General features: G+C 56.9%; 15 protein-coding genes. 7 read left to right on the top strand and 8 right to left on the bottom strand.

Features of this window, described 5'->3' with window-relative positions:
* Positions 1-7: 7 nt before the first annotated feature.
* Together R3F50_10055 and R3F50_10050 are read right to left on the bottom strand one after the other, a co-directional pair.
* Positions 8-1,201 (bottom strand): DUF3500 domain-containing protein, encoded by a 1,194-nt coding sequence (locus tag R3F50_10055; GenBank protein ID MEZ5490647.1) that lies wholly within the window; start codon positions 1,199-1,201, stop codon positions 8-10.
* A 240-nt stretch (positions 1,202-1,441) separates the two neighbouring features.
* Complete coding sequence (locus R3F50_10050) at positions 1,442-3,604, bottom strand: hypothetical protein (protein MEZ5490646.1); 2,163 nt, start codon at positions 3,602-3,604, stop codon at positions 1,442-1,444.
* Positions 3,605-4,117: 513 nt separating this feature from the next.
* Between R3F50_10050 and R3F50_10045 the strand changes: the two genes are divergently transcribed.
* A complete protein-coding gene (locus R3F50_10045) occupies positions 4,118-5,077 on the top strand; it encodes an L-threonylcarbamoyladenylate synthase (protein ID MEZ5490645.1) in 960 nt (319 codons plus the stop codon).
* A gap of 193 nt (positions 5,078-5,270) precedes the next feature.
* On the opposite strand, the gene R3F50_10040 is transcribed toward R3F50_10045, so the two are convergent.
* Together R3F50_10040 and R3F50_10035 are read right to left on the bottom strand one after the other, a co-directional pair.
* Positions 5,271-6,452, bottom strand: a complete 1,182-nt coding sequence (locus tag R3F50_10040) for a cation:proton antiporter (protein MEZ5490644.1) — start codon at positions 6,450-6,452, stop codon at positions 5,271-5,273.
* Positions 6,453-6,551: 99 nt separating this feature from the next.
* Positions 6,552-7,187, bottom strand: coding sequence for a MarC family protein (locus tag R3F50_10035; GenBank protein ID MEZ5490643.1), 636 nt, complete (start codon positions 7,185-7,187; stop codon positions 6,552-6,554).
* Between the two features lie 364 nt (positions 7,188-7,551).
* Here R3F50_10035 and R3F50_10030 point away from each other — a divergent pair, with 364 nt between their 5' ends.
* Positions 7,552-10,422, top strand: coding sequence for a TonB-dependent receptor (locus R3F50_10030; GenBank protein MEZ5490642.1), 2,871 nt, complete (start codon positions 7,552-7,554; stop codon positions 10,420-10,422).
* Between the two features lie 409 nt (positions 10,423-10,831).
* On the opposite strand, the gene R3F50_10025 is transcribed toward R3F50_10030, so the two are convergent.
* Together R3F50_10025 and R3F50_10020 are read right to left on the bottom strand one after the other, a co-directional pair.
* The gene (locus tag R3F50_10025) at positions 10,832-11,770 is read right to left on the bottom strand and encodes a hypothetical protein (GenBank protein MEZ5490641.1); all 939 of its coding nucleotides are present in this window, start codon (positions 11,768-11,770) and stop codon (positions 10,832-10,834) included.
* Positions 11,771-11,788: 18 nt separating this feature from the next.
* Complete coding sequence (locus R3F50_10020; protein MEZ5490640.1) at positions 11,789-13,267, bottom strand: cytochrome c; 1,479 nt, start codon at positions 13,265-13,267, stop codon at positions 11,789-11,791.
* A 294-nt stretch (positions 13,268-13,561) separates the two neighbouring features.
* On the opposite strand from R3F50_10020, the gene R3F50_10015 reads away from it, so the two are divergent.
* A complete protein-coding gene (locus R3F50_10015) occupies positions 13,562-14,782 on the top strand; it encodes a helix-turn-helix transcriptional regulator (protein MEZ5490639.1) in 1,221 nt (406 codons plus the stop codon).
* An 864-nt stretch (positions 14,783-15,646) separates the two neighbouring features.
* On the opposite strand, the gene R3F50_10010 is transcribed toward R3F50_10015, so the two are convergent.
* Positions 15,647-16,642, bottom strand: coding sequence for a rhodanese-related sulfurtransferase (locus R3F50_10010; GenBank protein ID MEZ5490638.1), 996 nt, complete (start codon positions 16,640-16,642; stop codon positions 15,647-15,649).
* Between the two features lie 237 nt (positions 16,643-16,879).
* Between R3F50_10010 and R3F50_10005 the strand changes: the two genes are divergently transcribed.
* The 4 genes from R3F50_10005 (at position 16,880) to R3F50_09990 (ending at position 25,936) form a co-directional block, all read left to right on the top strand.
* Complete coding sequence (locus R3F50_10005) at positions 16,880-18,529, top strand: CocE/NonD family hydrolase (GenBank protein ID MEZ5490637.1); 1,650 nt, start codon at positions 16,880-16,882, stop codon at positions 18,527-18,529.
* Between the two features lie 623 nt (positions 18,530-19,152).
* Complete coding sequence (locus tag R3F50_10000) at positions 19,153-21,771, top strand: M14 family zinc carboxypeptidase (protein MEZ5490636.1); 2,619 nt, start codon at positions 19,153-19,155, stop codon at positions 21,769-21,771.
* Between the two features lie 75 nt (positions 21,772-21,846).
* Complete coding sequence (locus R3F50_09995; GenBank protein ID MEZ5490635.1) at positions 21,847-23,187, top strand: M24 family metallopeptidase; 1,341 nt, start codon at positions 21,847-21,849, stop codon at positions 23,185-23,187.
* Positions 23,188-23,233: 46 nt separating this feature from the next.
* Positions 23,234-25,936 (top strand): M14 family metallopeptidase, encoded by a 2,703-nt coding sequence (locus R3F50_09990; protein MEZ5490634.1) that lies wholly within the window; start codon positions 23,234-23,236, stop codon positions 25,934-25,936.
* A 28-nt stretch (positions 25,937-25,964) separates the two neighbouring features.
* Here the strand turns inward: R3F50_09990 and R3F50_09985 are convergent, their stop codons facing one another.
* Positions 25,965-26,333, bottom strand: coding sequence for a DUF805 domain-containing protein (locus R3F50_09985; GenBank protein MEZ5490633.1), 369 nt, complete (start codon positions 26,331-26,333; stop codon positions 25,965-25,967).
* Positions 26,334-26,604 lie beyond the last annotated feature (271 nt).

Below are 26,604 nucleotides of genomic sequence, written 5' to 3'. Positions count from 1 at the left end.
GGGATCATCAGTGTGGGTGGGACTCCAGGTGTTGCCGCAAAAGATCCTTGCCATAGTCATTGCCGTTGGGGGTGCGTACCACGGTATGGATATGATCGCGGGTAGGTATGCCGCGGGCATTTTTCTGCAGGGTGCCGACCGGGTTCTGATGATCGAACTCAATCAGAATCACCGGGCTGTGAATCCGGTAATAAAACACCGCATCGGCGTCTACTCCGCCGATCCAGGCAAACCAGGAGTCATCCAGGTGTTGGGCCACTGCTTCCATATGGACCAGGGACTGCGGCTCGGTCAGGTTGCCCACGTAGACACGGATCAGTTCCAGCAATTGCTGGCGCTGGGCGCCCGTAAGCGCCGAGCCGGGGATGCCTGCGTAATCGAGTACCAGGTTGTCCTCATTGGCGGCGGCCAGCTGGTCGTTGCGTACCTTGTCTGCACTCAGCGTGGCGCGGGCCCGTTGCGAAGCATCCAGGGACTGCATGAACGCCAGGCCGCGATCCTGCTCAGCCTGCAGAATCACGTTGCCGGCGTACTGGCCGGATTCCGCAAATACCGGCTCCCCGCCCCAGAAAGCGGGTGTCATCACCACCTGATCGCCCAGCACAAAGAAGTTGATCACCAGATGGTGCCCGTCCAGCTGCCAGCCCCAGGGCTCCTCGGCTGACGGGATGCCCATCAGGGTGACATAGTATTTTTCTTCCCCGTAGCGGATCGGCTCACCGTTCAATTCCAGCAGGGTCTGCTCGGTCTTCATGATGTCGCGGGTCTGCTGCAGTCCCTTGGCACTCAATGACACTTCCAGCAGGTTCCAGGCCGCCTGTTTCTGACTAGCACTCATCTCCTCCAGGCTGAGACCGTGACGGGCAAAAATGCCGACGTCCACATTGGACCAGTTGCGCCACTCGGGGTCGTCATAGGCGAAGTGGCTGCGGCTCAGTTGCACGTCATCCAGGGTCGCCAGAAACTGCTCAGCGGCCTGCACGATCGGCGCCGTCGACACGCCGGTACTGCGGATGGGAAACAATCCGGTCTGCAGGCCTGCCGAGGTCGTCACCCCGACAAAGGGTTCGCCCAGGGCCGTCGCCCCAAGCCGGTTAAAGGTGCTTTTCTGATTGAGCAGACTCTGCGGGTACTGGGCCAGCACCGGCAGGCTTGTAATCAGCGCAGCCAGTGCCAGCATCAGGGTGGTTTTTCTCAGCATGATAGGGTTTCCTCTTCGCCGAAGGTCGTCGCCTTCCGTTTTATTCTTCCTGTTGCTACTACTGTTGTTAATTCTCTCTTTCTTTATGGTGGGTCTGCCCCCTTCAACGGCTAATTGGGCTCTGGTGCTGTGAAGCTTCCCCAGGGGCGCCAGAGGAGCAACTCTACAACGCCGCATTCAGGATTGCCGTCAACGGGCGTTCAGCCGCAGCTTTCGGCTGTCTACGTTCAGGGTTCCTCCTCAGGGCGCAGCCTTGGCAAACGCCTCGATCAATCGCACCAGGTCCACTATGTCCCGCAGGTCCGCTATTTCCGCCGGTGAGTGGCTGTAGCGCCCGGGCCAGGACAGACCGGCATTGGGGGCCCCGAAAAAGGTAAACGCGGTGCCATCGGTGCTGCCCTGGGTCAGTCCTATCTGTACTTCGATACCGGCCTTTTCGGCAACGCTACGGTTTCTATCCAGCTCATCGGGTGTCGCCAGACCGCTGTTTTCAACTGAGCGCAGTACGGGGCCGTTACCCAGCGGGGCATAGGCAAAGTGCGGTGACTCCAACGGTGTGTCCGAGGTGACGAAGGTGTCGATGCTGTACACACGCCGGGTCTGCATACCAAATTTCCGGGCCAGCTGCCCGGCTCCGCGCAATCCGCCCTCCTCGCGCACCGACCAGGCAAAGATCACCCGGTGGTCCAGCGCGGCTGGATCCAGACCCTTGATGGCCAGCACCAGGGCGGCGGTGCCGACGCGATCATCCATGGATCTGGAGCCAAAGCGATAAAGTCCCATGCGATAGCCCTGCTTGTATCCGGTCAATCCCATACCGACCTTTACACCGGCGGCCGCCAACTGGTCAGCATCCCTGCCGAACCAGGCCTGTACCTGTTCGGGCTGCTTAGCGAGCGGCTCCTGCCGGTTCAGGAAGACGCCCCGTAACTGCGCCGGCGCCGGTTCGGAGGCGCCATCGCTGAATGCATCCAGCTGCAGCAAGGCCGGCTGCCCTTCCCAGGCGGTGGCAACCGCTCCGCCCAGGCGGGTCAGGTTCACGGTACCATCGGCCTCTATGCCAGCCACCTCCCAGCCCACCTCGTCCATGTGCGCGACAAACACCGTGGCCTCGCCATCGGCAGGCCCCATGTCTACCCAGAGGTTACCCATGTCGTCGATCTGAGCCCGCTCCCGGGCCCAATCCGGCAGCTCGTTGTAAACCAGGTGACGAACCGGACCTTCGTGTCCGGGCACGGCCGACAATTCGGCCAGCCGGTCCAGCAACCCGGCGGTTTCCAATAGGGCCGTGGGTGCGTAGCGGCTTCCCCAGCGGGACGGCTCATCGTTCACCGGCCGCTCCGGCGCGGGGGCCGCCTGCCAGCCTGGCACCGGAGCAAAGGGGTTGATTGTTCTGACCAGGCTGCTCAATAACTGCTGCGCCGAAGACAGGCTTACGCGCTCCATCAGAGCGTCCGGGTTGTGGACTGCCGGAGTCAGCCTCACCACGGTCTCCACGCCGACACGGTCCAGCACGGCATCGAAACGGCTGCCGACACTCTCCAGGCGCTCCAGCCCCGCTTCCGACTGCCCCGGCCCCACCATCACCAGCGCATCTACCGGAGCAAGCTGTCGCAGTGCCGCACCCAACCCGGTCCAGCCAAACACCTGCTGGGTGCTTAACACATAACTGGTGCGCCCCTGTTCGTTGATGCCGGCCTCGGCAGCGGAAAAAACCGCGCCACATCCCACGCGGGCACCGGCCCGGGGGCCTGCCACCTCATCGGCGTAATACCAGGCAGGAAGATGTCTGATTGCCGGGTCGAGCAGCGCGATACCCATCTCCGCCACTTCTCCCGCCGAGGAGGCTCCCACGTCCAACCACAGGTCGTCGGCGGAGACCAGTGCGGTCTCGCTGCGGTGTTGCGCGGCGAAGTGACCATTGGCCACGGCGGTCACCCCCACCAGTGGGCCACTGCGCGTCAGAATACGCAGCTGCTGCCCCTCATGGGCCTGATCCCAGAGTGGGTGACGTGACCCGGACCCGATGCGATGTAAACGCAGATAACCCTGCTCTGTGATCTGGCTGACCGCATAGGCATAGGAGTCGAGGGCACAGGCCACCACCCGATGTGGCATGCCGGTGCCGATCGTTTTTACCAGATTGCCAAAGCGGTCAGTCTCCCAGCCCGGAAAATTCGCCTGCAGGGCTTCGGCAGCATGGTGTTCGTGGCCGGTTGGTGCGTCCAGGGCCAGCCAGGAGGCTATACGCCCCAGATCGCTGCTCTGGGCCCTTGTCCCAAAGGACAGGCTCAACAGCACGAACAGGCCCGAGAGCAGCAACAACGGCCGGCTTCCAGTACCCTCGAATTGCTCGGGCAGCAGTTTAATTACACAGCGATTTGAAGTTTGCTTGGCAGCCATAGGTTTCTTTATGCTCCTGTCCGGACCGTCGAACGCCCGATCATCAACGTCCTGCGCTTGTTCGCCCGCGCCCACCGGGACGCGCCAACCAGATGAAATAGCTCTTTATTTTTCGCCGGGCTGAATTCCCCGGCGGCTGGTATTCGCTCGGACTATAGCGCAGAAAGGCACCGGAAAACAGCCAGCGGCAGCGCTGGACTGAGGGCCGGACTCCGGCGGGCTGCCAGGTCTGTGGACAAGCCGCGGTCAAGGGGCTACCTTTCACGCTGCAGGAACCCAATCATTGCATAAATTGTTGAGGTCAGGAGCTTTCAGAGCAGTATTTCCAGCGTCGCACGGAGGTTTTTATGGATTGAGCGTAGTCACTCTACGTGATAGCCAGAAAAATTGAGTACGGCGCTGGAAATGCTGCTATGGAAGCAGCGAAGCGGTCCTGGGCCAAGAATTTATGCAATGATTGGGTAAATACCGGCAACGGTAGAATCAGGATCAGAGACGAGGCTGGTGGCAGGCGTGGCGGAACTGGGGCAGGACATCCTACGGGCAGCGAAACTGTTGCGCGCCGGGGAACTGGTGGCGATACCCACGGAAACCGTTTACGGCCTGGCCGCCAATGCGCTGGACCGGAACGCCGTGGTGCAGATCTTTGCCGTAAAGAACCGTCCGGCCTTCGATCCACTGATCGTGCATGTTGCCGATAGCGAGGCGTTCTCTCTATACGCCGAAGCGGTGCCGCCCGCCGCTCTCAGGCTGGCTCGCGAGGTCTGCCCCGGCCCGGTTACCTTTGTTCTGCGTAAAAAATCGATCATTCCAGACCTGGTGACCAGCGGGCAGGCCAGCGTCGCGCTGCGCGTGCCAGACCACGCACTGACCCTGGCTTTGCTGAAGATGCTGGACTTCCCGCTGGCAGCACCCAGCGCCAATCCTTTCGGCTTTGTCAGCCCGACCCGGGCCGCGGACGTTGAGGACCAGCTGGGTAGAAGCATTCCCTACATTCTTGATGGCGGGCCCTGCCGGGTTGGCCTGGAAAGCACCATTATCGACTTCAGTGGCAGGCAGCCGGAAATACTGCGCCTTGGCGGCCTGCCCCTGGAATTCATCGAAGACCACCTGCAGCAGAAAGTGGCAGTGCGTACCAGCAGCAGCAACCCCAAGGCACCCGGCATGCTGAGCAGTCACTACAATCCCGGCAGGAAGGTGCTGGTTGGTGACGTCGATGAATTGCTGAAAACCCTGCCCGAGGAACAGGTTGGCGTACTGGCGTTTCGCCGCCCCCATCCCGCGATACCTGCACAGTATCAGCGGATCCTGTCACCCTCAGGAAACCTGCAGGAGGCGGCAAGCAACTTCTTTGCCATGTTACGGGCTTTCAACAGCCTGCCGGTGGAAGTGGTAGTTGCCGAGTGGGTACCTGACGAGGGGTTGGGCCGGGCCATCAATGACCGGCTGCGGCGGGCTTCCTCGTCAGGCTGAGACTGTCGCCACCCAGGCAGCTGTCCGGCCGTTAATGCCCTCGATGGAATCCCGCCCGGCGGGGCCTTCAGACAGACCCGCTGGCTAAGTTGCACTGCCTTGACAGGCCTGCGCATGTCGGCGGCAATGCGCTATGCCAGCGAATTCGTCTGAAGACCGGAGCAATTGCGGTAGCTGATCAGCGGCTCCTTGATCAACCCTGCTCTTTCGGGAGGTCCACAGGCCGCTCGCCAAGCAGGCGCCTGATCAGACTGACCCAGATCGGCCCTACAAACAGCGTGATGGCGATGGCCGAGATGGTGAGCTGATAGGATATTTCCGTCACTATCATCACGTTCAAGCCGATGGCCGCCAGAACGAAACTGAATTCACCGACATGCGCCATCAGCGCACCACCATAGAGGGAATCCCACCTGCCAAGCCCCAGCAAGTTCAGCAACGCCGCATTAATCAGCGTGTTGGCAACGAGTATGAGCGCCACCAGTAAGATAATCTGCAGCCAGTATTCCAGCATGAACCGCGCATCCATCAGGGCACCCACCGAGGCGAAAAACAGGGCAACAAAAATAATCTTGATGGCTTCCAGCTTGGTGTTGATCCAGTGAGACTCATCCATTCTTCCAACCAGCATGCCGGCAAAGAACGAGCCAAGCGCGGTGGAAAGATGCAGAACGCCGGTGATGAAGGCCAGCGCAAAACACAACAACAGGGCCGCAAAAATCTGCAGGTCGGGCTGATTGCTTAACCGGTCCATGAACGGAACGGATATCCGGTCTTTACGAATGACCCAGACCAATACTGCCGCGATAAGGACGCAACCGAAAAGCTGCCGCCACAGGGTGGAAACCTCTACCCCTTCGCCACCCAGCAGACCCAGGGTTATCAGCATGGGAACCACGAACAGATCCTGCATAACCAGAATGGCGAGCAGATTCTGACCAATCAGAGTGGTCATCTCACCCTTCCCTTTGAGGTATTCGACCACTACCGCAGTGCAGCTCAGGCTGATGACGAAGCCGATAAGAATAATACGCGCCAGTGGCCAGTCGAAGAACATACCGAGCACACTGACGATCCCGACCGATAACAATACCTGAAGCAGGGTGCCCAACAGCGCGACGCGCCATTTCGCAATAATCTGGCCAGGTGAAATTTCCACTCCGACAAAAAACAACAGCAGCACGACTCCGACAGAGCCAAGCCGATTCATCAACTCCTCGTCAGCCAGAAAGCCCATCCCATGAGGCCCCAGCAGTGCACCGGCAAGAATGTAGCCTGTGAAGACCGGCAATTTCACCAGTGACATCAGCAGACCCAGGCTCAACGCTGTAAAAGCGCAGACGACGAAATAGATTATTATCTGATCTGTCACCATGTTGTTGTCGGTTTCTAGCAGGTCTGAACCCGCAAAGTGTCGCAGTTTCGGAAGGCTAATAATTAATAAGTGAATTGCTGAGTGCTGCTGAACCAGGGCTCAGCCGGCCAGTGCCGGGAATAATCCCCGCAGGCCATTGGCCATAATCTCGATGGCGAGAGCCGTGAGAATCAGACCAAACAGGCGATTCATGACATTTATGCCGATTGGCCCCAGAACTTTACCGATCGGTCCAGCGAGGCGAAGAACCAGCCAGACAATCAGACAGACCAGAAAAGTCACCCCTATGACCCATATCAGATGATTGTCGGCACCCGGCCGCTGCATCTGGATAATTACGGTGCTTATAGACCCTGGTCCGGCCAGTAGAGGGATGGCAATAGGCACAATGGCAATACTTTCGGAACTCTGGGCGGCTTCCTGTTCGCCGGCGGTAGTACGCATCTGCCCTGGTTCCGCACGCAACATGGCCAGCCCCATCAGCAACAGGATGATGCCGCCACCTACACGGAAAGAGGGCAGGCTGGCACCAAGCACTGTCAGCATGTTTTCGCCGAATGCAGCGGAAAGTGCCAGCACAATAAAGACCGTCAATGCGGCAACACTAACGGCATTGTTGCGTTCTTTCGCAGTGTATCGCTGAGTCAGGGCCAGCAGGATCGGGATGACCGCAAACGGGTCGAGGATCACCAGCAACGCAGTGAAAAAACGGGTGTACTCTGAAAGGTATTCCATGAAGATCCTCGCGGCGGCCCTGCGCGCCGGATTCCAGTAATTCTTCCGAGCCAGCAGCCCGGAAACGGGTGATTCTTACATGCGGCCGCTACCCTTGCATAGCCTGCCTCTGAGACATTCCCGGAAGACTTTGTGAGAAATTGCAGTACAAATCCTGCTCCCCGCCTTTTGAGTGCCGGCATGCGGGCGTCCGTGTTCGAGGGGCCACCCCCACGTGGCCCGACAGACTTCCACAGAGCATCGTAGTAACTATCAAGTGGTATTCCCAGAGGTTCCTTAACATAAAAGGTATCGACGGTTGTTCAAAAAATAGTACTATCGGCTTGCAAAACAATAATAAATAACAATAGGAGGCGTTGCACAAATGCTGAATCCGAGAGAGAAATCAGGTGTTCGCAGGAAATTACTCTTCACCGGTATCGTTGTGGCCCTATCCCAGGCAAACGTATCGATCGCACAACAGGACCGCACAGTAGAGGAAGTAGTCGTAACTGGTTCCTTTATCCGCAATAGCTCCTTCAACGGTGCATCCCCGGTTGAAACCCTGACTGCAGCAAGTATTGCAGACCAGGGCAGCGTCAGGATCGGGGATTACATGCGTGACCTCACGTTCACGGCAAATACTGATACCGTGTCCAACGTTCTCGGTGGGCCCGGGGGCGGTCAGGACGGAACCTCCACCGGTTTCAACTTACGCGGTCTAGGTGACAGCAGTACTCTGACCTTGCTGGATGGAAGTCGAGTGGTTAATCAGTCGGAAGTTGGTGCCCTGCTTCCAAGTATTGCTCTTTCCCGTATGGAAGTGGTTCTGGACGGTGGCGCGGCGCTGTACGGCGCAGATGCGGTAGCTGGTGTTGTCAATATCATCCCTATCAAGGATTACGACGGCGTCAAGGCCAATGCTTTCTATCAGACAGATGACGGCGGGGATACGGAACAGATGAGAACCTCTGTGCTTTACGGGGGTTCCTGGGAAAGATTCAACTGGGTGGTTGCTGCAGAGTTTACAAAAAGCACGCCTCTGATGCGCCATGAGCGATCCAAGTACCTGGCAGCTGACAACGACGAGTTTCAGGACGGCCCTGGCGGTACCTGGAGAACCACGACTTCGGGCGCTTCCCTCGTCGACCCGTCCTGTGAAACTTTTAACGAAGGGAATGAAGTCAAGGGCCGGCGCGGCTTTGCCCCCAGCGGCCGGTTTACTCCTATAAGTTCAACTCAGGATCGCTGTGTTTTCAACTACGGCCAATGGATTCAGTACGTTCGCCCGCAAGAGGAACAGGCGCTGTGGGCAAATCTGACCTGGCAGACTACTGACTGGCTGCGAACCGAGCTGCAGTTCGGCTATAACCATCGCCTGTCAACTTTTATTACCGAGCCCATGAGCCCCGTTTCCAGTGCCTGGAAGCCATTCATGGTAATGCCGGCTAGTCATCCGGCCAATCCCTGGGGCGCGGATGTTTACCCGCTTGCCCTGCGACTGGTCAGTGGGTACGGACAAGGGCCAGGAACCACCCCAAGCTACGTATCTGGTTATGGGTCCGCGGAAGATGACTCAGATTTTACGACAGACCGGACCAAATTGAGCTTCGCTTATAACATGGGCAATACAAGCTGGTCTGGGGAAACTTCTTTCACCTACCAGACCAGAAGATGGAATTACCAGACCTATGAGCCTCAATACAGCCATTGGGTAGCGGCCATGAACGGTCAGGGCGGGCCCAACGGTAACGAGTATTACAACCCTCTGCTGTCCTCGGACCCACGTTCTCCGCACTATGTTGCCGGTGTAACCAGTAACTCTCAGGAAGTATTGGACTGGATGTTTACCAATACAGACCAGGAGCTCAATCGTGACCGGCTGATGACTTTCGACTCCTATGTAACAGGTGAAGTACTGGACTTACCGGCTGGGCCTTTGCAGATGGCCTTTGGTGTTCACGCCAGAAAGTTTATCGATACCTCACAGCCAAGGTATCTGGACAGAATCGGCAATAACTGGACTACCACACTGGGAGCACCGGGACGTGGAACCCCGCCAAAAACCTACGATACGCAGTATGTAAAGTCGACGTTTGTGGAATTGGAGATCCCCATTCTGGAAAACCTGTCCGCACAGGTTGCAGGCCGGTACGAGAAGTTTGAGGAAATCGGCATCCCGACGGCAACTCCGAAAGTTGCATTGCGCTATCAACCGTTTGATTCCCTGGCCCTGCGAGCGTCCTGGGGAGAAGGCTTCCTGGCACCCGAACCCTCTCAGATCGGGGCTTTACGCCTGACCAATTGTGGAACTGAACGTGATGGCGCCGACCCGATTACCGGAACAACTCTGTTAGGTGTAGAGTCCTGTAATTCGCCTAACCCGAATCTGGATACCGAAGAGTCAGAAATCATTAACGTCGGTTTTACCTACGAGCCTATCGATAATTTGACCTTCAGTATTGACTATCAGGTCATTAAATACGACGGCCGCATTGTGTCCCCGGACAGTATCGATATTGTGCTCGATGACTTCGCCCGCATGCTGAAAGCCACAGGCTATACTGTAGCCAATTATGATCCTACGCCAGGGACTCCGAGTCGAATTGCTGCCAACGCCTGGCTTGATGCTAACCCCAACCCGCTCGTAACCCGCAATGCCAATCGAGATGCAGTTCTGTTTATCGAGGTACCAGAGAACGTTGAATCGGTGTCTGTTAAGGCCTGGGACTATGCCGCCAGCTATAGCTGGACTATGGATGACCTGGGTCAGTTTGGTGCAAGTTTCAGAGCATCCTATATCGATGAATATATCTTCGATACCCTGGACGGTTCCTTCGTCGCGGTTGGCTTCCAGAATGGTCAGACGGCAAAGGCGCCGCCATTACCGGCGTGGAAATCCAATATCGGGTTTGACTGGCTCATTGGAAGTCATAGAACCCATGCTACTGTGCGCTATACATCGGACATCAAGTTCAATAGCAACGCGCCCATTACCACTCCCCGCGCAGGACTTCCTGAGACGCTTAATATCATCCGACCTACCACGGTTGAAGGTGGCTATCAGCTTGACCTGAATTACAGCTATGATCTGGGTAGCGTTTTCGGATTTGGCCAGGACGTCACGTTGGGAGTAAATGTGAACAACGTCTTTGACTGGATGCCGGACGCATTGCCGATTCCTGGTGGACTTGAAACCAGACTGTATGATCCGTTCGGCAGGACGCTTTCACTGAGCCTGGATTTTACCCTTTAAAACGGGCCATTGATGTGTGTTGAATCGGCGTCGATCTGCTACAGCTCGGCGCCGATTCATTTGTTCAGCCCACTCAAAATTTCCTTACCTTCTCTTCGGCACGGCAGACTCGAGATAAGCCCAGACTCGAGAGCACGCCGCTTGTCACCTATCCTTCCGCAGCCGATATCGACGAACAATTGATCACACCATGCTGAAAATTCTGGTGTGGTGACACGTGTGGCTGTCTGGCACTGCACTCGGCAGGCGAGACCCGGCACTACGAACCTGGAGAACGGTAACACCTGGTGCCCGACCAGAGGTATGCGGGCTCAGCAGAGAGATCGGGGCAACGGGTCGGTAAAGGTGGCCGGCTGCGCTGACTGGAGAGGTGCAGCGCAACCGGCAGAAGGGAACCTGCTGACTGTACTCAGGGGGTTACGTTGACGGTTATGTAAGTGTCACCGTACAACCCGCCGTCATCGGCCCGCCCCCATAGCGTGTAGGTGCCGGGCTCGGAGAAAGTAGCGGTGACCTCGTAGACACCGGCATCAGGTACCGGGGGCGGGGTCCAGAGGGCACCCCACGGGGAATTGGCCGAGGCCCGGGTATCCTCCCAGGGTTTCACCTGCTCGGGCGAAAATTTGACTTCGCCGGGGCCACGGTACTTGTTCCAGGACAGGAACAGACCGTTGACCTTGCCCACCGTGGTACGTCGTGGCGGCCTCAGAACACCTTCCATCCACTCTTCATGACTTGCCGGTTTGAACGAAGTGCTGCTGCCGACCCGGCCCGGCCTGGGAATACCGTCATCGATCACCTGGGTGCGGATCGAAATGGGTTCACCGACCCTGGCGGTGCGGATCCGGTCGCCCAGCAGGCGCGGGTTTGGTGGGATGTTGGCGCGGGACTCCGGGCTGCTGGTGCCGGCACCAAGCGAGCCGGTTTCCGACGCGATGATGATGTTATCGATACCGTAGTCGGTGGCCAGAGTGGCATAGGCGGTTCGGGTTACACCGTTCGGCGACGTCACCGTCCAGGTCAGTTCCCTGTCGCCCCAGTCCCCCGGCACCCTTACCTCGAAGGTGAAGCGATTGCGGCGGGGCAGGAAATAGGTCGGCTGCCCGCGGTCCGGGTCGCCGGGCGAAAAGAAGTTGCTTTCTCCGACCGGAATATCCAGATTCTCCTCCCAGTTTTCGTTGAAGTATCCGAAGATGAAAGAAAACGTGCCGTCGGCGTTCTCTCGCCAGCCCTCATACGCCGGTTCCACGTGCTGTCCTTTCCGATAACTCAGCTGGGCCAGCGCGGCGGAGCTGGTGAAGACCAGCAGAAATCCTATCAGCAGGGTGCGTGTGGTGATGCTTTTCATATCACTGTCTCTTCTTGTTTAATTCTGAATGCTTGTCTGCAGAGCAATGTCATCGTCCAGTTCGTTATCGCTGTCCGTGGTTTCCGGCAGTGGTGCCACCAGTGGAGCCAGGCATAGCGGGCAACCGATGACATGGTCATTGGGGCCCAGGCTCAGGTTCTGGCGCCGTTGCTCCATCTCGTCGAAAAACTGCTCATCGGTAAGCTTCACCCGGATACCCAGGTCGATGAACATGTTGGTGACCGAACGGTTGCCCGAACCCTGCCAATTGCGCGGGTCAGGCACATTGGGGTTGCTGTCGGTATTGTTCATGTAACCGGTAATATGCAGGATGGTGCCCTTGGGCAGCAGCGGCGCATAGTCGTCGTCGAACGGATAGCCGCGCACCCAGTTATGGTCATAGCCTACGCAGGAAAGCGTCTCCACGGTATAACCCCAGATCGCTTCCAGGCACATACGTTCGCCCGGGGCGTGCAGGTGCGGTTCAAAGGTGATGAGCTTGGTGTGATTTTCCAGCACCGTGTAGGCGTGCAGCTCCTGGTCTTTTTCGTTACCGGCAATACTGATATCCACGCCATTGCCCAGGCCCAGTGTCACAGGCAGGAATTTTGGCTCGTAGCCGACCGGGTGGAACTTGAATCCGATTTCCAGGTGGCCGGTAGTGTCGCGACCATTAGAGTGCATGTGCACGGAATCGGTGGCGAAAACGGCACCGGCCCGCAGCAGTCGTCCCGCCTCCGGATCAAAGATATCCGGATTTCGGCCCACTTCGTGCACCGGCCAGCCGACAGTTTCGGTGTCAATCGGATTACCGTTCTCGTCGTGTACTTCGGTACGCCAGATCATGTGGTGGAAAATATAGCGTCCGCCGACGGTTTCCCGGCCGGTTCCAGCACTGGGTACGTCATTTACCTCGACGATTTCCACGGATTGGACATAGCGGTCTTCGGTCAGCCCGGTTGGTACGCGGGCCAGTTCACCCCACCAGTCCGGTCGCCCTGCCTCCATGAAGAAATCCTGGGTATTGACCACCAGGTCCGGCTGCCCGAGGGTCCACTTGACGTTGTCGTCGAACACCAGCGGAGCCGGGGCGTCGGCTTCATCACCCTTTGGGGCGCCGGTGCGCGCCCAGGTGGAGATGGCGGCGATTTCCTCGTCGCTCAGAGAGGGGTCATTCTTGAAATTCTGGATGCCGATGTCCTTTTCCACGTACCAGGGCGGCATGGCGCCAGCCCGGTCGCGCAGCGCGGTTTTGTACTCGATCAACCCGGCAAACGGAGCCACCTGCTCGTAGGTGACCAGTGGCATCGGGGCGACGCCGCCCTGCCGGTGGCAGTTCTGGCAGCTGCGCTGCAGAACCGGCTCGATATCCTTGTGGAAGGTGACGGCAGCGCTCTGGGCGCTGGCAGCTCCGGCACCCGCCAGCAGCGGCAGGGCAACCAGGGTCAGCAGGCGGGTCGGAATTTTCAGACAGGACAGGCTTCGATGGTAATTCATACGCTTCACTCTCACGGTGGTTAAGTAAGTCCGGGACGGAGCCCGACCCGGAAGGGTACCCAGGCGCGGCTCAGGGAATTCTCAGACTTTGTCGATTATTGTTGTGAGTATGATTTGAGCAGATTTTTGTGCAACTGTCTCACGGATTTTTTAACAATCGCTATCTGATTCTGAAAAAGCGCCTGCGGATTCTGAAATTCAGGGTGCCAAACCGGCGGATGCGCGGACTTTAACCAATGGGTAGTGGTTTCAGAGCATTCGTTCAGCTGGCCCGTGAATTTCAATGACGACTGTGTGCCTGATTGGCTGCATTGGCAGTCTGGAACGGGCTGCCAACAGGCCTGTCGCGAAGTGGTATTCGTTGTCCTTGCAAAGCCCGTCGCGCTCACTTATCTTCGCCATTCTATGTTATCGCTGACCGATATTGCCGTTCTGCTCGCCCTATCACAGCTGATTACCGTCAGCATTTCCTTTCTTTTTTTCAGCCAGGGATTCGAAGGCAGGCTGATCGGGGTTCTGAGCGCCTGTCTGGGTTGCTATGTGCTGGGCGATTTCAGTGCTTTAACTACCAGTCCGCTGCTCAGTTATCTGGTGTTCCGGATCGGAACGCTGACCCCTTTTGTGCTTTGGTACCTGGCGTTCCGGCTGTTCACCGACAATGTAAAACTGAACCGGCTTTTCTGGGTTCCGATTCTGTATTTCATCGTCTCCCGGGCTGTCGGAGTGCCGTTTTACAATAACAGTCTGACCAACAGCGACTTGTATTTCCTGCTCATTTACGCCATTCCCCAATTGATCCTGGTCTGCTATGCGTGCCTTGCCATCCTGTTGGCCGTCCAGGGCTACCGGGCCGACCTGGTTGAGGAGCGGCGTCGCTTCCGGGTAATCTTCGTGGTCAGTGTCGGAGCCTTTCTCGCCATCCGCGGGTTGAACAGCTTTTTCACCTTTGCCGATCCCTTTCTGGAAAGTTTCAGCCTGTTCTCGCGCACGCCGGTCCCTTCGGCATTGTTTCCACTCTATCTGTTCCTGTTGGGACTGGTGTTCAACCTGTCGGTCCTGCGGGTTAGTAATCGGACCCTGAATGTATTGACGGAACCCGGTCCGGCCCCGCCCCCGGAAGGTGGCCCGGTTGCGATCCCATCGGATAACCAGAATCACCTGCTGATGAACCGGGTGCTGGAACTGGTGGCGAACCAGCGCCTGTTCAGTCAGCACGGGCTGACCATCACCACCCTCGCGGAGCAGCTCGGGGTACAGGAATACCGTCTGCGCCGGCTCATCAACAAGGAACTGAAATTCAAGAATTTCAACCAGTTTCTCAACAGCTACCGATTGACGGAAGCCAGTTCCAGGCTGGTGGCGGACAACAGTTCCATTTCCAGTATCGCTCTGGACGTGGGCTTCACGTCGATGTCATCGTTCAATACGGCGTTTAAGACCCGATTTGGTATGACGCCAACCGAATACCGCAATCGGCACCGGGCCAGGGACGGTCAGGGCGTTCCTACGGAGTGATCGTGGCAGACCGGGGCGGCTCCCCTTTCGCCGCCTGGTCCATCGACGATTTCTGGTTCGCACGCGTCACCGTGGACGGGACGATCGAGGTTTACCGCTTCTGATAAACATAGACAGATACCTTCAGGCGTCCGCTTGATCAAAAAAGAACTTCGACTTGCAGCAGTAGCTCACAGACTAGTGCAGCGGTAACCTGTACTGACAGCGATGCTGCTTTTCGAGTGGCACAGAGCGTAGCGACGCACAGACGCACAGACGCACAGACGCACAGACGCACAAAAAGATGCCTGGGAAATTGCCAGACTGGCCAAATAGGGCTCCACGTTCGCCAAACAAAAGCCTTGCGCCAATCTTCCCACAAACCAAGCGCCCGCAAGCTGGCAAGGCGGTTGACTGCGGCAAGTGTACCAGTTGGTGTTTTCTGGGCCTGTTGTGGATTTCGGAACAAGAGTAAGTACCCGTTCGGAGGTCGCACCGGCCCAGGGGAATCTGATCCTCCCCAACTTGCCACGAACCTTGATTACAACTACCAATCGCTGCAGGTGTTATCGAAGCCGCCTGGCACCATCCTGAGCTGAGGCCTAAGGCCTGGTCAGGCAGGGCTGTCGTGCGGCTGCAATCAAGGACCGCGCTGAACGGCGAAAAATGACCGCCCTTCAGGGCATTTTTCAGAGTGAAGGCACCCCGGAGGGGCGCGGTCCGCAGCAGCATGACAGCCCTGCCTGACCAGGCCGTTCGGAGTCACTGATTGCCACTTCTCCAACCAGCACGTCGGCCAAAAAACGCCGTCGCTAAAGAACCAGGGCAACCTCGTGATTCGGCTCATCCTCCTACCTGCAAGTAAATTTCCAGCAAACCGGATCCCTAACCGGTCGTAGCCGACCGTTTCCTTTGCTGATCCTTGAAGCGCAACTTCTCCCGCTTTCGCTCTTCAATGAGCGTCTGCATTGGCTGCCCGATGTGATTCTCACCACGCTCCCGCGCCAGCTCCATCTGCCGCTCCCGTTCAGCATAGCGTTTCACCTGTTGCCGGCTGTGCTTGTCGTGACAATAGTGACAACTGACCCCTTTCTGGTAGTGTTCGCTCAGCTTGTCTTCGTCACTGATCGGCATACGACAGGCGTGGCACTGGTCGTACTCACCTTTTTCCAGGTCATGATTGACTGTCACCCGGTTATCAAAGACGAAGCACTCGCCCTGCCAGAGAGTTTCCTGCTTCGGCACATCCTGCAGGTATTTAAGGATGCCACCTTTCAAATGATATACCTCATCGAAGCCCTGCTGCTTGAGATAGGCAGTGGACTTTTCACAGCGAATTCCGCCGGTGCAGAACATCGCCACCTTGCGGTGTTTCTCAGGGTCCAGCTGTTGTGCCACGAACTCCGGAAATTCGCGGAACGAGTCGGTTTCCGGATTGACGGCACCCTGAAAGGTGCCGATCTGATACTCGTACCTGTTACGCGTATCGACCAGCAGGACCTCGGGATCGGAGATCAATGCATTCCAGTCGCTGGCGTCGACATAGGTGCCGACTATGTGGTTAGGATCAATGTCCTCCACGCCCATGGTGACAATCTCTTTCTTGAGCTTGACCTTGGTGCGGTAGAAAGGGTTCTCATCGGTATAGGATTCCTTGATCTCGATAGCTGCGAAACGGGAGTCCTGTCTGATCAGAGCCACAACGGCATCAATCCCTTCCCGTGACCCGGCGATGGTACCGTTTATGCCCTCCCTCGCCAGCAATAAGGTGCCTCGCACCTGATTGGTCAGCATGATGCTTTTCAGGGGCTGCTGAAAGGAATGAAAATCGGGAAATCTGGCGAAATGATACAACGCCGCGACGACTACACTCTGCTTCATAGTATTTCCTTTTGCTGATCGGAACGTAAATCCGATGCAAGTTAAGGAACCTCTGATCAATTACCACAATGCTCTGGTAATTGATCGGAGGCTCCTGATTGTGCCGGGCATTTTAGGCGAGGCCGGAATCGATGTCCAATGAGCCTGGATGGCAGACACTGGGTACCTCCTTGCCGCCGGGTTGTTCCTCGCGTAAAGTAATTTCCTTCAAACAACAAGAATGACGGAAAGCCCATCATGTATAAGAACCGAGTGAATTCAATGCGCCTTCTGACCCTGGCATTCCTTGCTTTATGTTGTGCGATCCCGGTCGCGTGGGCACAAGACGAGTTCAAGAAACACGTAGTCATGGTGCCGATGCGCGATGGCGTTGTTCTGGCCACCAACCTCTACCTGCCGGAGGGAGATGGACCCTGGCCGGCAGTGCTGACGCGGACGCCTTACAATAAGAATGGCGCCGATCGCAGTGCCACCATCTTCACCTCCCGGGGTTATGCGCTTGTGAGCCAGGATGTGCGAGGGCGCAATGCATCCGGGGGAGAGAACCGACCTTTCGAAACGGATATTGACGACGGTTACGATACCGTTGAGTGGATTGCAGCACAGGAATTCAGCAACGGGAAAATCGGCATCTTTGGCACTTCGGCACCGGGTATCACCTCGAACCTGGCGGCCGCCGCTGCACCACCTCATCTAACCGCAGCCTACGTTACCGTAGCGCCAGACAGCCTTTTTTATCGTTCCCGTTTTGTTGGCGGTGTCTTTAAAGAAAGCCACTCCGGGGGCTGGCTGCGGGGCCAGGGAGTCAGTGACGATGCCATTGCCGCCTACAAGGCTCGGGCTGTGCTCGACCAGGGCTGGCTGGATTCGGATTTCCTATTCCACCGACACAATGTCCAGATTCCGGTCTATAACGTCGGTGGTTGGCACGACATCTACGCTGAGGGATCACTGTATAACTACGTCTACCTGCAGAACGAGGGCCACGAGCGGGCACGCGGCAAGCAGAAACTGTTCATGGGCGCCTTTGGACACGGTGCTCTACAGGGAGATCTTGAGTATCCGGGCGGTGGTCTGATCAGTGGTGATATCGAACAGCAACTGCGCTGGTGGGACTACTGGCTTAAGGACATTGATAACGGCATCATGGACGAGCCACCGGTCAGCTATTACATGATGGCGTCAGCACGCAAGGGCCAGGTTTCGCCGTTAAATCGTGTTATTCAGGCCGACAGCTGGCCACCCGCGCACGAACCCACGCGCTTTTACCTGCAGCCGGATATTAGTATCGGAAGCGCGCCGCCACGGCAGGACTCAGCCTCCATCAGCTACCGGTTCGATCCTGAAAACCCGGTTCCAACTGTTGGCGGCCAGAACCTCGGCAGTGATGTGGGACCCCGTGATCAGCGCGAAATCGGTCAGCGCCAGGACTATCTGCGCTTCCAGACACCGGTTCTGGAGGACAACCTGGTTGTGGCGGGGCACATTGACATGGAGCTGTTTGTCTCCACGGATGTGCTGGATACGGACTTCGTCGTCAAGCTGGTCGACATCTACCCGGACGGGTACGAAGCCCTGATCCTCGACTATCCGATCCGAGGCCGATTCCGCAAGGGTCAACGACCTGAAGACGTCGCATTGATGACGCCGGGCGAAGTGGAAAAACTGGTTATCAACATGTGGAGCACCGCTCAGACCTTCGAAAAAGGCCACCGACTTGGCATCCATGTTACGTCCAGTAACTTTCCCCGCTTCGCGGTAAACCCGAATAACGGCGCAGCGCTGGACGACACAGACACGCCGCCCCGGGTGGCGAATAACAGAGTCTACTTTGACGCCCAGCGGCCGTCCGCGATCATTCTGCCGGTGGTTACCGAGGAGCTCTAAGACGGTTGCCTGGTCCTCACCGGGCTTATTCAGAGCCAGTAAAAAGGCAGGAAGCACACTATCGGCTTCCTGCCTTTATAATTCCTTGCCTTTTTGTCCTTATTGCTGAAAACGCGCCTGATAGACGTATTTCCAGTCCACGGCGCCGAAGAACATCTCATCCCACCTCTGCAGCCCCCAGGGACTGACCGGGTGGGATCCGGATTCATAGGATTCTGCACATAGCCCGCCTGGTCCAGCAGGGCAAAATTTCCCACCCGCTCCTGCGCCAGCCCCTTGCCGGCCATAAGGTCGAACAGGGTCAATGCGGGCGCGCGCAGTAATTGCTTCTTTATAGTCTCCTCCTAGGCTGCTATTTTATTTAAGCGCCCCATTATGGAATAGATTGACACTCACGGACTAAAAAACACCGGGGTGGGTCGCGTCGTATACCAGTCCGACCTGGGCGCACTGAAACAGGGCACACCATCAGCAGGCTTTGCTGTGCTTACTTCCGGGTCAGTATTCACGGTACACTCGGTCCAAAGTAATGATTTCCAGCAATCGCCAATCCAGGAAAGCCCGGGTTCAGCACCGCTGATTCAGAGGTTGCCTGGCCCTTTCCAAATCTGGAGCAATTCAACATGATCAGTTTTTCCAGCCTCAGCAGGCCTTACGGTATTCTGTCTACGACCGTAGCGCTGACACTGATGCTATCAGCGGTTTCTGCCAGTTATGCCCAGGTCGAGCGGGACACACCATTCTACCCGGAAGACGTGTCTTTCGACCCAGCCATTCCCTTACCGGAATCCATCATCGGTCACCCACTGGGCCATCGTATCGCCCGCAACGATCTGCTGGTCCGCTACCTGCAGGTTCTCGACGAACTGTCACCACGCATCACCTCAGAGGTAATGGCCTATACACATGAAGGCCGCCCGATCCTGGCCTTAACCATTACCTCGCCGGAAAACCATCTGCGAATCGATGAGATCAAAGCCGCCCATATAGCTCTAAACGACCCGGAGAGCACCCGGGAAGTCAGCCCCGAAATGCCAGTGATCACCTGGCTGAATTATGGGGTACATGGCGCCGAGGTCAGCTCGACCGATTCCTCCATGGCGGTGGCGTATCACCTGGCGGCCGCTCAGGGACCGGAAATTGACCGGACCCTGGAACAGAGTGTGATCATTCTGATTGCGGTATTCAATCCCGACGGCAACAGCCGGATGTCCGCCTGGAACCACATGTACGGCTCCTATGTGCCGGTAACCGACCCTGACCACAGACTGCACAATACTGCCTGGCCCGGCGGCAGAACCAACCACTACTGGTTCGATCTGAATCGTCAATGGCTTATGGTTCAGCATCCGGAAGCTCAAGGCTGGGTGGCAAAATTTCACGAATGGCGTCCGAACATCCTGGTGGACTATCACGAGATGGGGCAGAACAGCACCTACTACTTTCATCCAGGCGAGCCTGATCGAACGTTTCCGTATATACCCGATCGTTCCATTGAGCTGCTGGATCAGGTCTCCGCCAGAGCCAGGTCCTGGCTCGATCAGGAACAGCGCCTGTATTTCAATGAAGAAAACTATGACAACTACTACATAGGCAAAGGTTCCACCTATCCCCACATGCATGCCAGCATGGGCATGTTGTTCGAACAGGCCAGCTCGGAGGGTCTGCTGGAAACGCCCCACGGCGTACTGTCCTTTCGTGACAACATCCGTACCCAGTACCGCACGTCCCTGGAGATGATCAGAGCAGGGCTGGAGTTACGCGGTGAACTGTTGCAGTTCCAGCGCGATTTCTCCCGGGAGTCACTTGAACTGGCGGAAGCGGATGACATCAAAGCCTATGTGTTTGCCGTGCCCGGCGACAGGGCGCGCGCCTTTCACGCAATCGATCTGCTGAACCGTCACCAGATCCGGGTCAATCATCTGGACCGGGACATTACCGTCGATGATGTGCTGTATCGGGCGGAAGACTCTTACATTGTTGAAACGACGCAGTCCCAGTATCGCATGGTGAAAGGCCTGTTCGAGCAAATCACCAGTTTCGACGACAACACTTTCTACGACGTTTCCGCCTGGACGTTACCCCTGGCCTTCGACTTTGATTACGCACCACTGACCGCAAGGGAAATGCGGGCAGCTCTGGCAGGCGACCAGGCAAGCGCCACCTTTCCGGCCGAGACAGCACCCGCGCAGGCGGATTACGCCTACCTGTTTTCCTGGTCCAACTATTATGCACCCCGGGCCTTGTACCGACTGCTGGATGCCGGTGTCCGACCCAAGGTCGCTACCAGCCCGTTGACAATCCAATCCACTGAGGGAGTGGTCGACCTGGATCGCGGCGCAATTCTGATCCCGTTAGGCTGGCAGGGAGGAGAACTGGAGGATGACGAGATTCATGGGCTGGTCAGCACCATTGCCCGTGAAGACGGTATCGAGGTTTATGCGGTTGATTCAGGCCGAACACCTTCCGTCGGAATGGATCTGGGCAGCCCCAGCTTCAGCAATGTATCCAAACCCGAGGTGCTGTTGCTGGTAGGACAGGGCCTGTCCGCCAATGACGCGGGTGAGGTGTGGCATCTGCTCGATGCCAGAATGAACATGCCCGTGCACATGACGGAAATGCGCCGTTTCGGCTCCCTGAACCTGAACCGCTATACCCATATGGTGCTGGTCGGTGGTACCCATGGCGACCTGTCTTCACGAGTGGACGTCATAAACGACTGGGTTCGGGATGGTGGCACACTGATCGGAATCCGTCAGGGTGCCAGTTGGGCACACGAGCAGATTCTCTATAGCGAGGACAAGGTATCCAGTGTCGCCGAAAAAGAGAAAGAAGGTCCCCTAAGACTCAATTATGCCGACAAGGACGCTGTAGAGGCCGAGGATATCATTGGCGGATCGATACTGGCTGGCGACCTCGATACCACTCATCCTATTGGCTTTGGCGTTGCCAACCGCGTCATTCCCAGCCTGCGCAACACGCTGATTGCGTTCGAAAAACCAGCCAATCCCTGGGCAACTGTCATCGAAATCCCGGAAAACTCGCTGCTGGCAGGTTTCGCATCCCAGGAGAACCAGGACGAACTGGCCGGCAAGGCCGCACTCATCGCCGAGCGCCACGGGGAAGGCAGCGTAATACTTTTTGCCGACAACCCGAATTTCCGTGCTTATTTTTTTGGCACCAATAAACTGTTCCTGAACAGCCTGTTTTTTTCTGCGGTGTTCGAGCGACCGAGGAACTGACTAACAACTGACTGATAAATCTGCCTACTGTTATCTTTATAGGCCAAAAGTTGCCGACGACCCGGAATCCCACCTATGAAATCTTTACTGCTGTTATCCCTGAGCCTGGCCCTCATCTGCGTCAACGCGCAGTCAAATGCTGACGAACTCGCACAACGTATTCTGCCCCTGAGAGAACGGGCGCAGATCGAAGACCAGGTGCTGGCAGATCGACTGGACAACCTGATCCCCATGCTGATGCGCCGGCAGGGCATCGATGCCTGGGTACTCATTGCGCGTGAGTACAATGAAGACCCGGTCCTTAAAACCATGCTCCCGGCCACCTGGCTGAATGCCCGCCGCCGCACGGTTCTGATGTTTATCGACCAGGGTTCGGAACGAGGAGTAGAGCGCATGGCTGTGGCACGCTATGCGGTGGGCGACCTGTTCCCAGGCGTGTGGAATCCGGATGAAGAACCGGATCAGTATGCTCGGATTGCGCAGATTCTCTCCGAATACAACCCCCGGAAAATCGCCCTGAACTACTCTGACACCTACGCCCTGGCGGACGGAATCACTCATTCTGAGTACCGGGATTTCAGAGAGGCCCTGCCAGCGACGTTACGCAGCCGCATCGTTTCCTCGGAAAACCTGGCGGTGTCCTGGCTGGAAACCCGAACCGATCAGGAAATGGCCTTGTACAAAGAAGTAGTTGGCATCGCCCATGAAATTATTGCCGAAGGTTTTTCAGGCGCCGTGGTCACGCCCGGTGAGACCAGCATCGAAGACCTGGAATGGTGGTACCGGCAGCGGGTCAATGATCTGGGTCTGACGACCTGGTTTCATAACAGCATCGAAGTCGAAAGGTCTGACGAGTCCCGCGCCTTCATCGCTGACAATAGTCTGGATCCTGAACTGCTCTATCGGGGTGATCACGTGCATATCGATTTCGGTATCTCGTATCTGAATCTGCAGACCGACACACAGCAGAACGCCTATATTCTGCGGGAGAATGAAACCGATGCTCCCCGGGTGTTGCAAGAAGCGTTACGTAAAGGTAATGAGCTGCAGGATATATTGACCGCCAATTTTCAGCTAGGGCGAACCGGCAACGACATTCTACGCATGAGCCGGGAACAGGCGCAGGCCAGGGGGATCGGGCCTATTATCTATACCCACCCCATCGGTCTGCACGGCCATGCGGCCGGTACAACGATCGGCATGTGGGACGCCCAGGAAGGCGTACCCGGCAGCGGTGATTACCCCATGAATGCCAATACCGCTTACTCTATCGAACTGACCGCGCTGGTGGATATTCCCGAATGGAGCAGTGAACCGTTTCGAATGAAGCTGGAGGAGGACGGGTTTTTCAGCGGTAACAGTTTCGAATACATTGCCCCGCGGCAGACCCGGTATCACCTGATACAACCACAGTAATTTTTCCTGCGTATTGGAACCGCTATTTAAAAATATGAGCCTACTGATGAATAAACAATGCTTTCAACTGATCCGGGTTATTCTTACCGTAGCAGCCCTGCTGTCCAGCCGGGCGACACTGGCACAGGATGATTTCGACTACTGGCCGGACGCAGATTACGACCCCGCCATCCCTACCGTAGAACAGGTGCTTGGTTACCAGCCTGGCGAAAGGATAACCTGGCATCGAGACGCCATTCGCTATTTTCAGGCCCTGGCTGCGGCAGCACCGGAACGGGTTCAGGTAAACGAGTACGCGCGCAGCTGGCAGGGCCGCGAACTGATCTACGTTGTGGTCTCATCCGCCGAAAATCTTGCCAACCTGGAGACTATTAAGACCGGGATGCAGCAACTGGCCGATCCGCAGTCCACTGGCGAGGGTACGGCCCGGCGCCTGATCGCAGACCAGCCGGCGGTTACCTGGCTCTCTTACGGCGTACACGGCAACGAGATCTCCTCGACCGATGCCGCGATGTTGACCGCCTACCATCTGCTGGCCTCCCGCGGTGATCAGCGGGTGGCCGCGATCATGGCGGATACCGTGGTCGTCATTGACCCCATGCAGAATCCTGATGGCAGGGACAGGTTCATTCATCAGTTTCTGACTGCGGAAGGCCTGGTGCCGGATTCTGACAGGCTGGCGGCGGAGCACGACGAACCCTGGCCCGGAGGGCGGACCAACCATTACTTTTTCGACATGAACCGGGACTGGTTCATTCAGTCCCAACCCGAGACCCAGGGGCGCACCCGCGCCATGCTTGAGTTCTACCCGGTCGCTTTCGTGGATGCCCACGAAATGGGTTCGGACGGCACCTACTTCTTTGCCCCGGAAGCGATTCCCTACAACCCGCACCTGGCAGAGGATCAACGGGAGAGCCTGCAACTGTTTGGCCGCAACAATGCCCGCTACTTTGATCGATTCGGTTTCGACTATTTTACCCGGGAAGTGTATGACGCCTTTTATCCAGGCTACGGTGCCAGCTGGCCCTCTTATTTCGGCAGCATCGCCATGACTTATGAGCAGGCCTCTTCCCGCGGCCTGATTTTTCGCCAGTACGACGGCAATGATCTGCATTACCGGGATACAGTGCGCAATCATTTTGTCACTTCACTGGCCACGGCAGAAACCGTACAGGTCAACCGGCAGAAGTTCCTGACGGATTTTTACAACTACCGGGTAACTGCCATCGAAGAGGGCCAACAAGAGGATGTGCGTGCCTATATAATTCCGACTCAGACAGATCAGGCCGCGGCCAATAAACTGGCCGGTCTTCTGAGCAGGCAGGACGTGCGCGTGCTGCGAGCAAGCACTGGCTTTGAGGCCTGTGGCGTCACTTACCAGGCCGGCAGTTACGTGATCCGTACCGACCAGCCAGCGAAGCGCTTTATTCGCACTCTGCTGGACCAGGAAGTCACCATGGAAGAAGACTTTCTGGCAGAACAGGAACGTCGACGGGCAGAGAACCTGCCCGATGAAATCTATGATGTAACTGCCTGGTCGCTGCCGTTGATGTTCAATGTCGAGTCCCACACCTGTGACGCAGTACCCGCAGGTGATTTCGAACCGGCAGGGACAGACCTGGTCCAGCCAGGCACCGTATCCGGGGGTGAGGCTTCCGTTGCCTACATCGTACCCTGGGGAGAAGCCACCGCGGTCCGCTTCCTGGCTCAGGGGTTGCGGCGGGGCCTGGCCATCAAGAGCAATGACAAGGCCTTTACCAATCTTGGTAACAACTACGCAGCGGGCAGCCTGATTCTTGACGTGGCAGACAACCCTGGCAACCTGTTTGAAATTGTCAGCGAACTGGCCACCGAGACCGGGGCCAACGTGGTGGCTGTCAACGACAGCTGGGTAACCGAGGGCCCAAGTTTCGGCAGCGCCAATGTGGTCCGCTTCAGCGCCCCCAAAGTTGCCATGGCCTGGGACGTCCCGACCACTGCGTACAGCGCCGGCAACACAAGATTTGTTATTGAGCGACAGTTCGATTACCCGGTCACGCCGATTCGCGTCGATCGTCTTCGCAATGCAAACCTGAATCGTTACCAGGTACTGATTCTGCCATTGATGCAGGGCAGCGGCTACGAAGCCGCGCTGGGCGCAGCGGGTATCGAAAACATCAAAGACTGGGTTCAGAACGGCGGTGTTGTGATAGGCCTGGGCAATGCAACCCGTTTCCTGGCCGATCCGGATGTCGATCTATTGGCAGTGCGTCGGGAGCGGGCGGTAGTTGAACTGGAAGAAGAACCCGGCGAAAAAGATGAAGATGAAAGCACCGTAGAGGGCCGGTATTTAACTGACGAGCTGCAATACCAGGAGCAGACTGTTGCCCTGGAGGACGATCCTGACCCGGTGGCCGGTGTTCTGGTACGTGCCGATGTGCATCGGGAGCACTGGTTGAGCGCGGGCGTGGCCCCGGTTCTCAACGTGCTGGTGCGGGGGTCCGACATTTACACACCCATCAGAATAAACGACGGTGTCAATGTGGTCCGGTTCCAGGGTCCCGACGAGCTGCTGGCGAGCGGCTACATCTGGAATGAAAACAGGCGCCAGATGGCCTACAAACCCTTCGTGATTCAACAGCCCAGTGGAAACGGCCAGGTTATCGCCTTCACCCAGGACCCCACAGTACGCGCTTACCTGGACGGCCTGAACGTGATCCTGATGAATGCAATTTTCCGCGGCGCTGCCCACGCCAGACCAACGCGCTGACCGGGGATGGCGATCAGTCCCGGAGGAACTATTGCTGTTCCTTCGGGTTTGGTCCGAATCGGTTCGTGCCTGGTGTACTGTCCTGCACGGTAAAGACCAGTGTCACGATCACCCCTACCAGCGGGATGAGGTTGATCAACACCCACCACCCGCTCCTGTCGGTATCGTGGAGTCTTCGCACCAGGACAGCCAGACTGGGCAGAAGCAGCCCCAGCACGTAAACAGTGCTGAACAATCCTACACCGCCCTCTGCGTCTATTGTCCCTGCGATATAGTCGACAAACAGTGCGACGAAATTAAAAATTACGTAAAAAAGGAAATAATACCAGTATTCTTTCCTTCGGGCCCTGCCCTGGAATCCAACATAATTTCTTACAACCAGCAAAAACCAATTCATACAGCCCCCTGTCGTTATTACTTTTGTTATTACTTTTGTTATTACTTTTGTTATTACTTCTTTTCGTCAATGCCTTGTCTGGCTTCTGAGGAACCTCTGTCATGCAACGGTCAGATTACATCCACCGGGGAGTTCTTACAATCGTGGGGCACGGTTATAGGCTCTGCGGCAAGTTACGAGTCGCTGCTCTACAACAGGAATCGATCAGATTCATCAGGCTCAAAACCTATGGAGCCAGTATCTCGGCAGCTCCCGCTACAAAATTCCGCAA

This window comes from Gammaproteobacteria bacterium, from assembly GCA_041395725.1.
Classification (GTDB): domain Bacteria; phylum Pseudomonadota; class Gammaproteobacteria; order Pseudomonadales; family Pseudohongiellaceae; genus NORP240.
Note: the sequence above shows the minus strand (reverse complement) of the source record. Positions and strands in the feature narration are given on the sequence as shown.

What these genes read in the sequence shown, in the direction of transcription:
- R3F50_10020 (MEZ5490640.1), bottom strand. Translation starts at nt 13,267, where the DNA reads ATGAATTACCATCGAAGCCTGTCCTGTCTGAAAATTCCGACCCGCCTG.
- R3F50_10035 (MEZ5490643.1), bottom strand. Translation starts at nt 7,187, where the DNA reads ATGGAATACCTTTCAGAGTACACCCGTTTTTTCACTGCGTTGCTGGTG.
- R3F50_10005 (MEZ5490637.1), top strand. Translation starts at nt 16,880, where the DNA reads ATGTATAAGAACCGAGTGAATTCAATGCGCCTTCTGACCCTGGCATTC.
- R3F50_10000 (MEZ5490636.1), top strand. Translation starts at nt 19,153, where the DNA reads ATGATCAGTTTTTCCAGCCTCAGCAGGCCTTACGGTATTCTGTCTACG.
- R3F50_10055 (MEZ5490647.1), bottom strand. Translation starts at nt 1,201, where the DNA reads ATGCTGAGAAAAACCACCCTGATGCTGGCACTGGCTGCGCTGATTACA.
- R3F50_10030 (MEZ5490642.1), top strand. Translation starts at nt 7,552, where the DNA reads ATGCTGAATCCGAGAGAGAAATCAGGTGTTCGCAGGAAATTACTCTTC.
- R3F50_10040 (MEZ5490644.1), bottom strand. Translation starts at nt 6,452, where the DNA reads ATGGTGACAGATCAGATAATAATCTATTTCGTCGTCTGCGCTTTTACA.
- R3F50_09995 (MEZ5490635.1), top strand. Translation starts at nt 21,847, where the DNA reads ATGAAATCTTTACTGCTGTTATCCCTGAGCCTGGCCCTCATCTGCGTC.
- R3F50_10025 (MEZ5490641.1), bottom strand. Translation starts at nt 11,770, where the DNA reads ATGAAAAGCATCACCACACGCACCCTGCTGATAGGATTTCTGCTGGTC.
- R3F50_09990 (MEZ5490634.1), top strand. Translation starts at nt 23,234, where the DNA reads ATGAATAAACAATGCTTTCAACTGATCCGGGTTATTCTTACCGTAGCA.
- R3F50_10010 (MEZ5490638.1), bottom strand. Translation starts at nt 16,642, where the DNA reads ATGAAGCAGAGTGTAGTCGTCGCGGCGTTGTATCATTTCGCCAGATTT.
- R3F50_09985 (MEZ5490633.1), bottom strand. Translation starts at nt 26,333, where the DNA reads ATGAATTGGTTTTTGCTGGTTGTAAGAAATTATGTTGGATTCCAGGGC.
- R3F50_10050 (MEZ5490646.1), bottom strand. Translation starts at nt 3,604, where the DNA reads ATGGCTGCCAAGCAAACTTCAAATCGCTGTGTAATTAAACTGCTGCCC.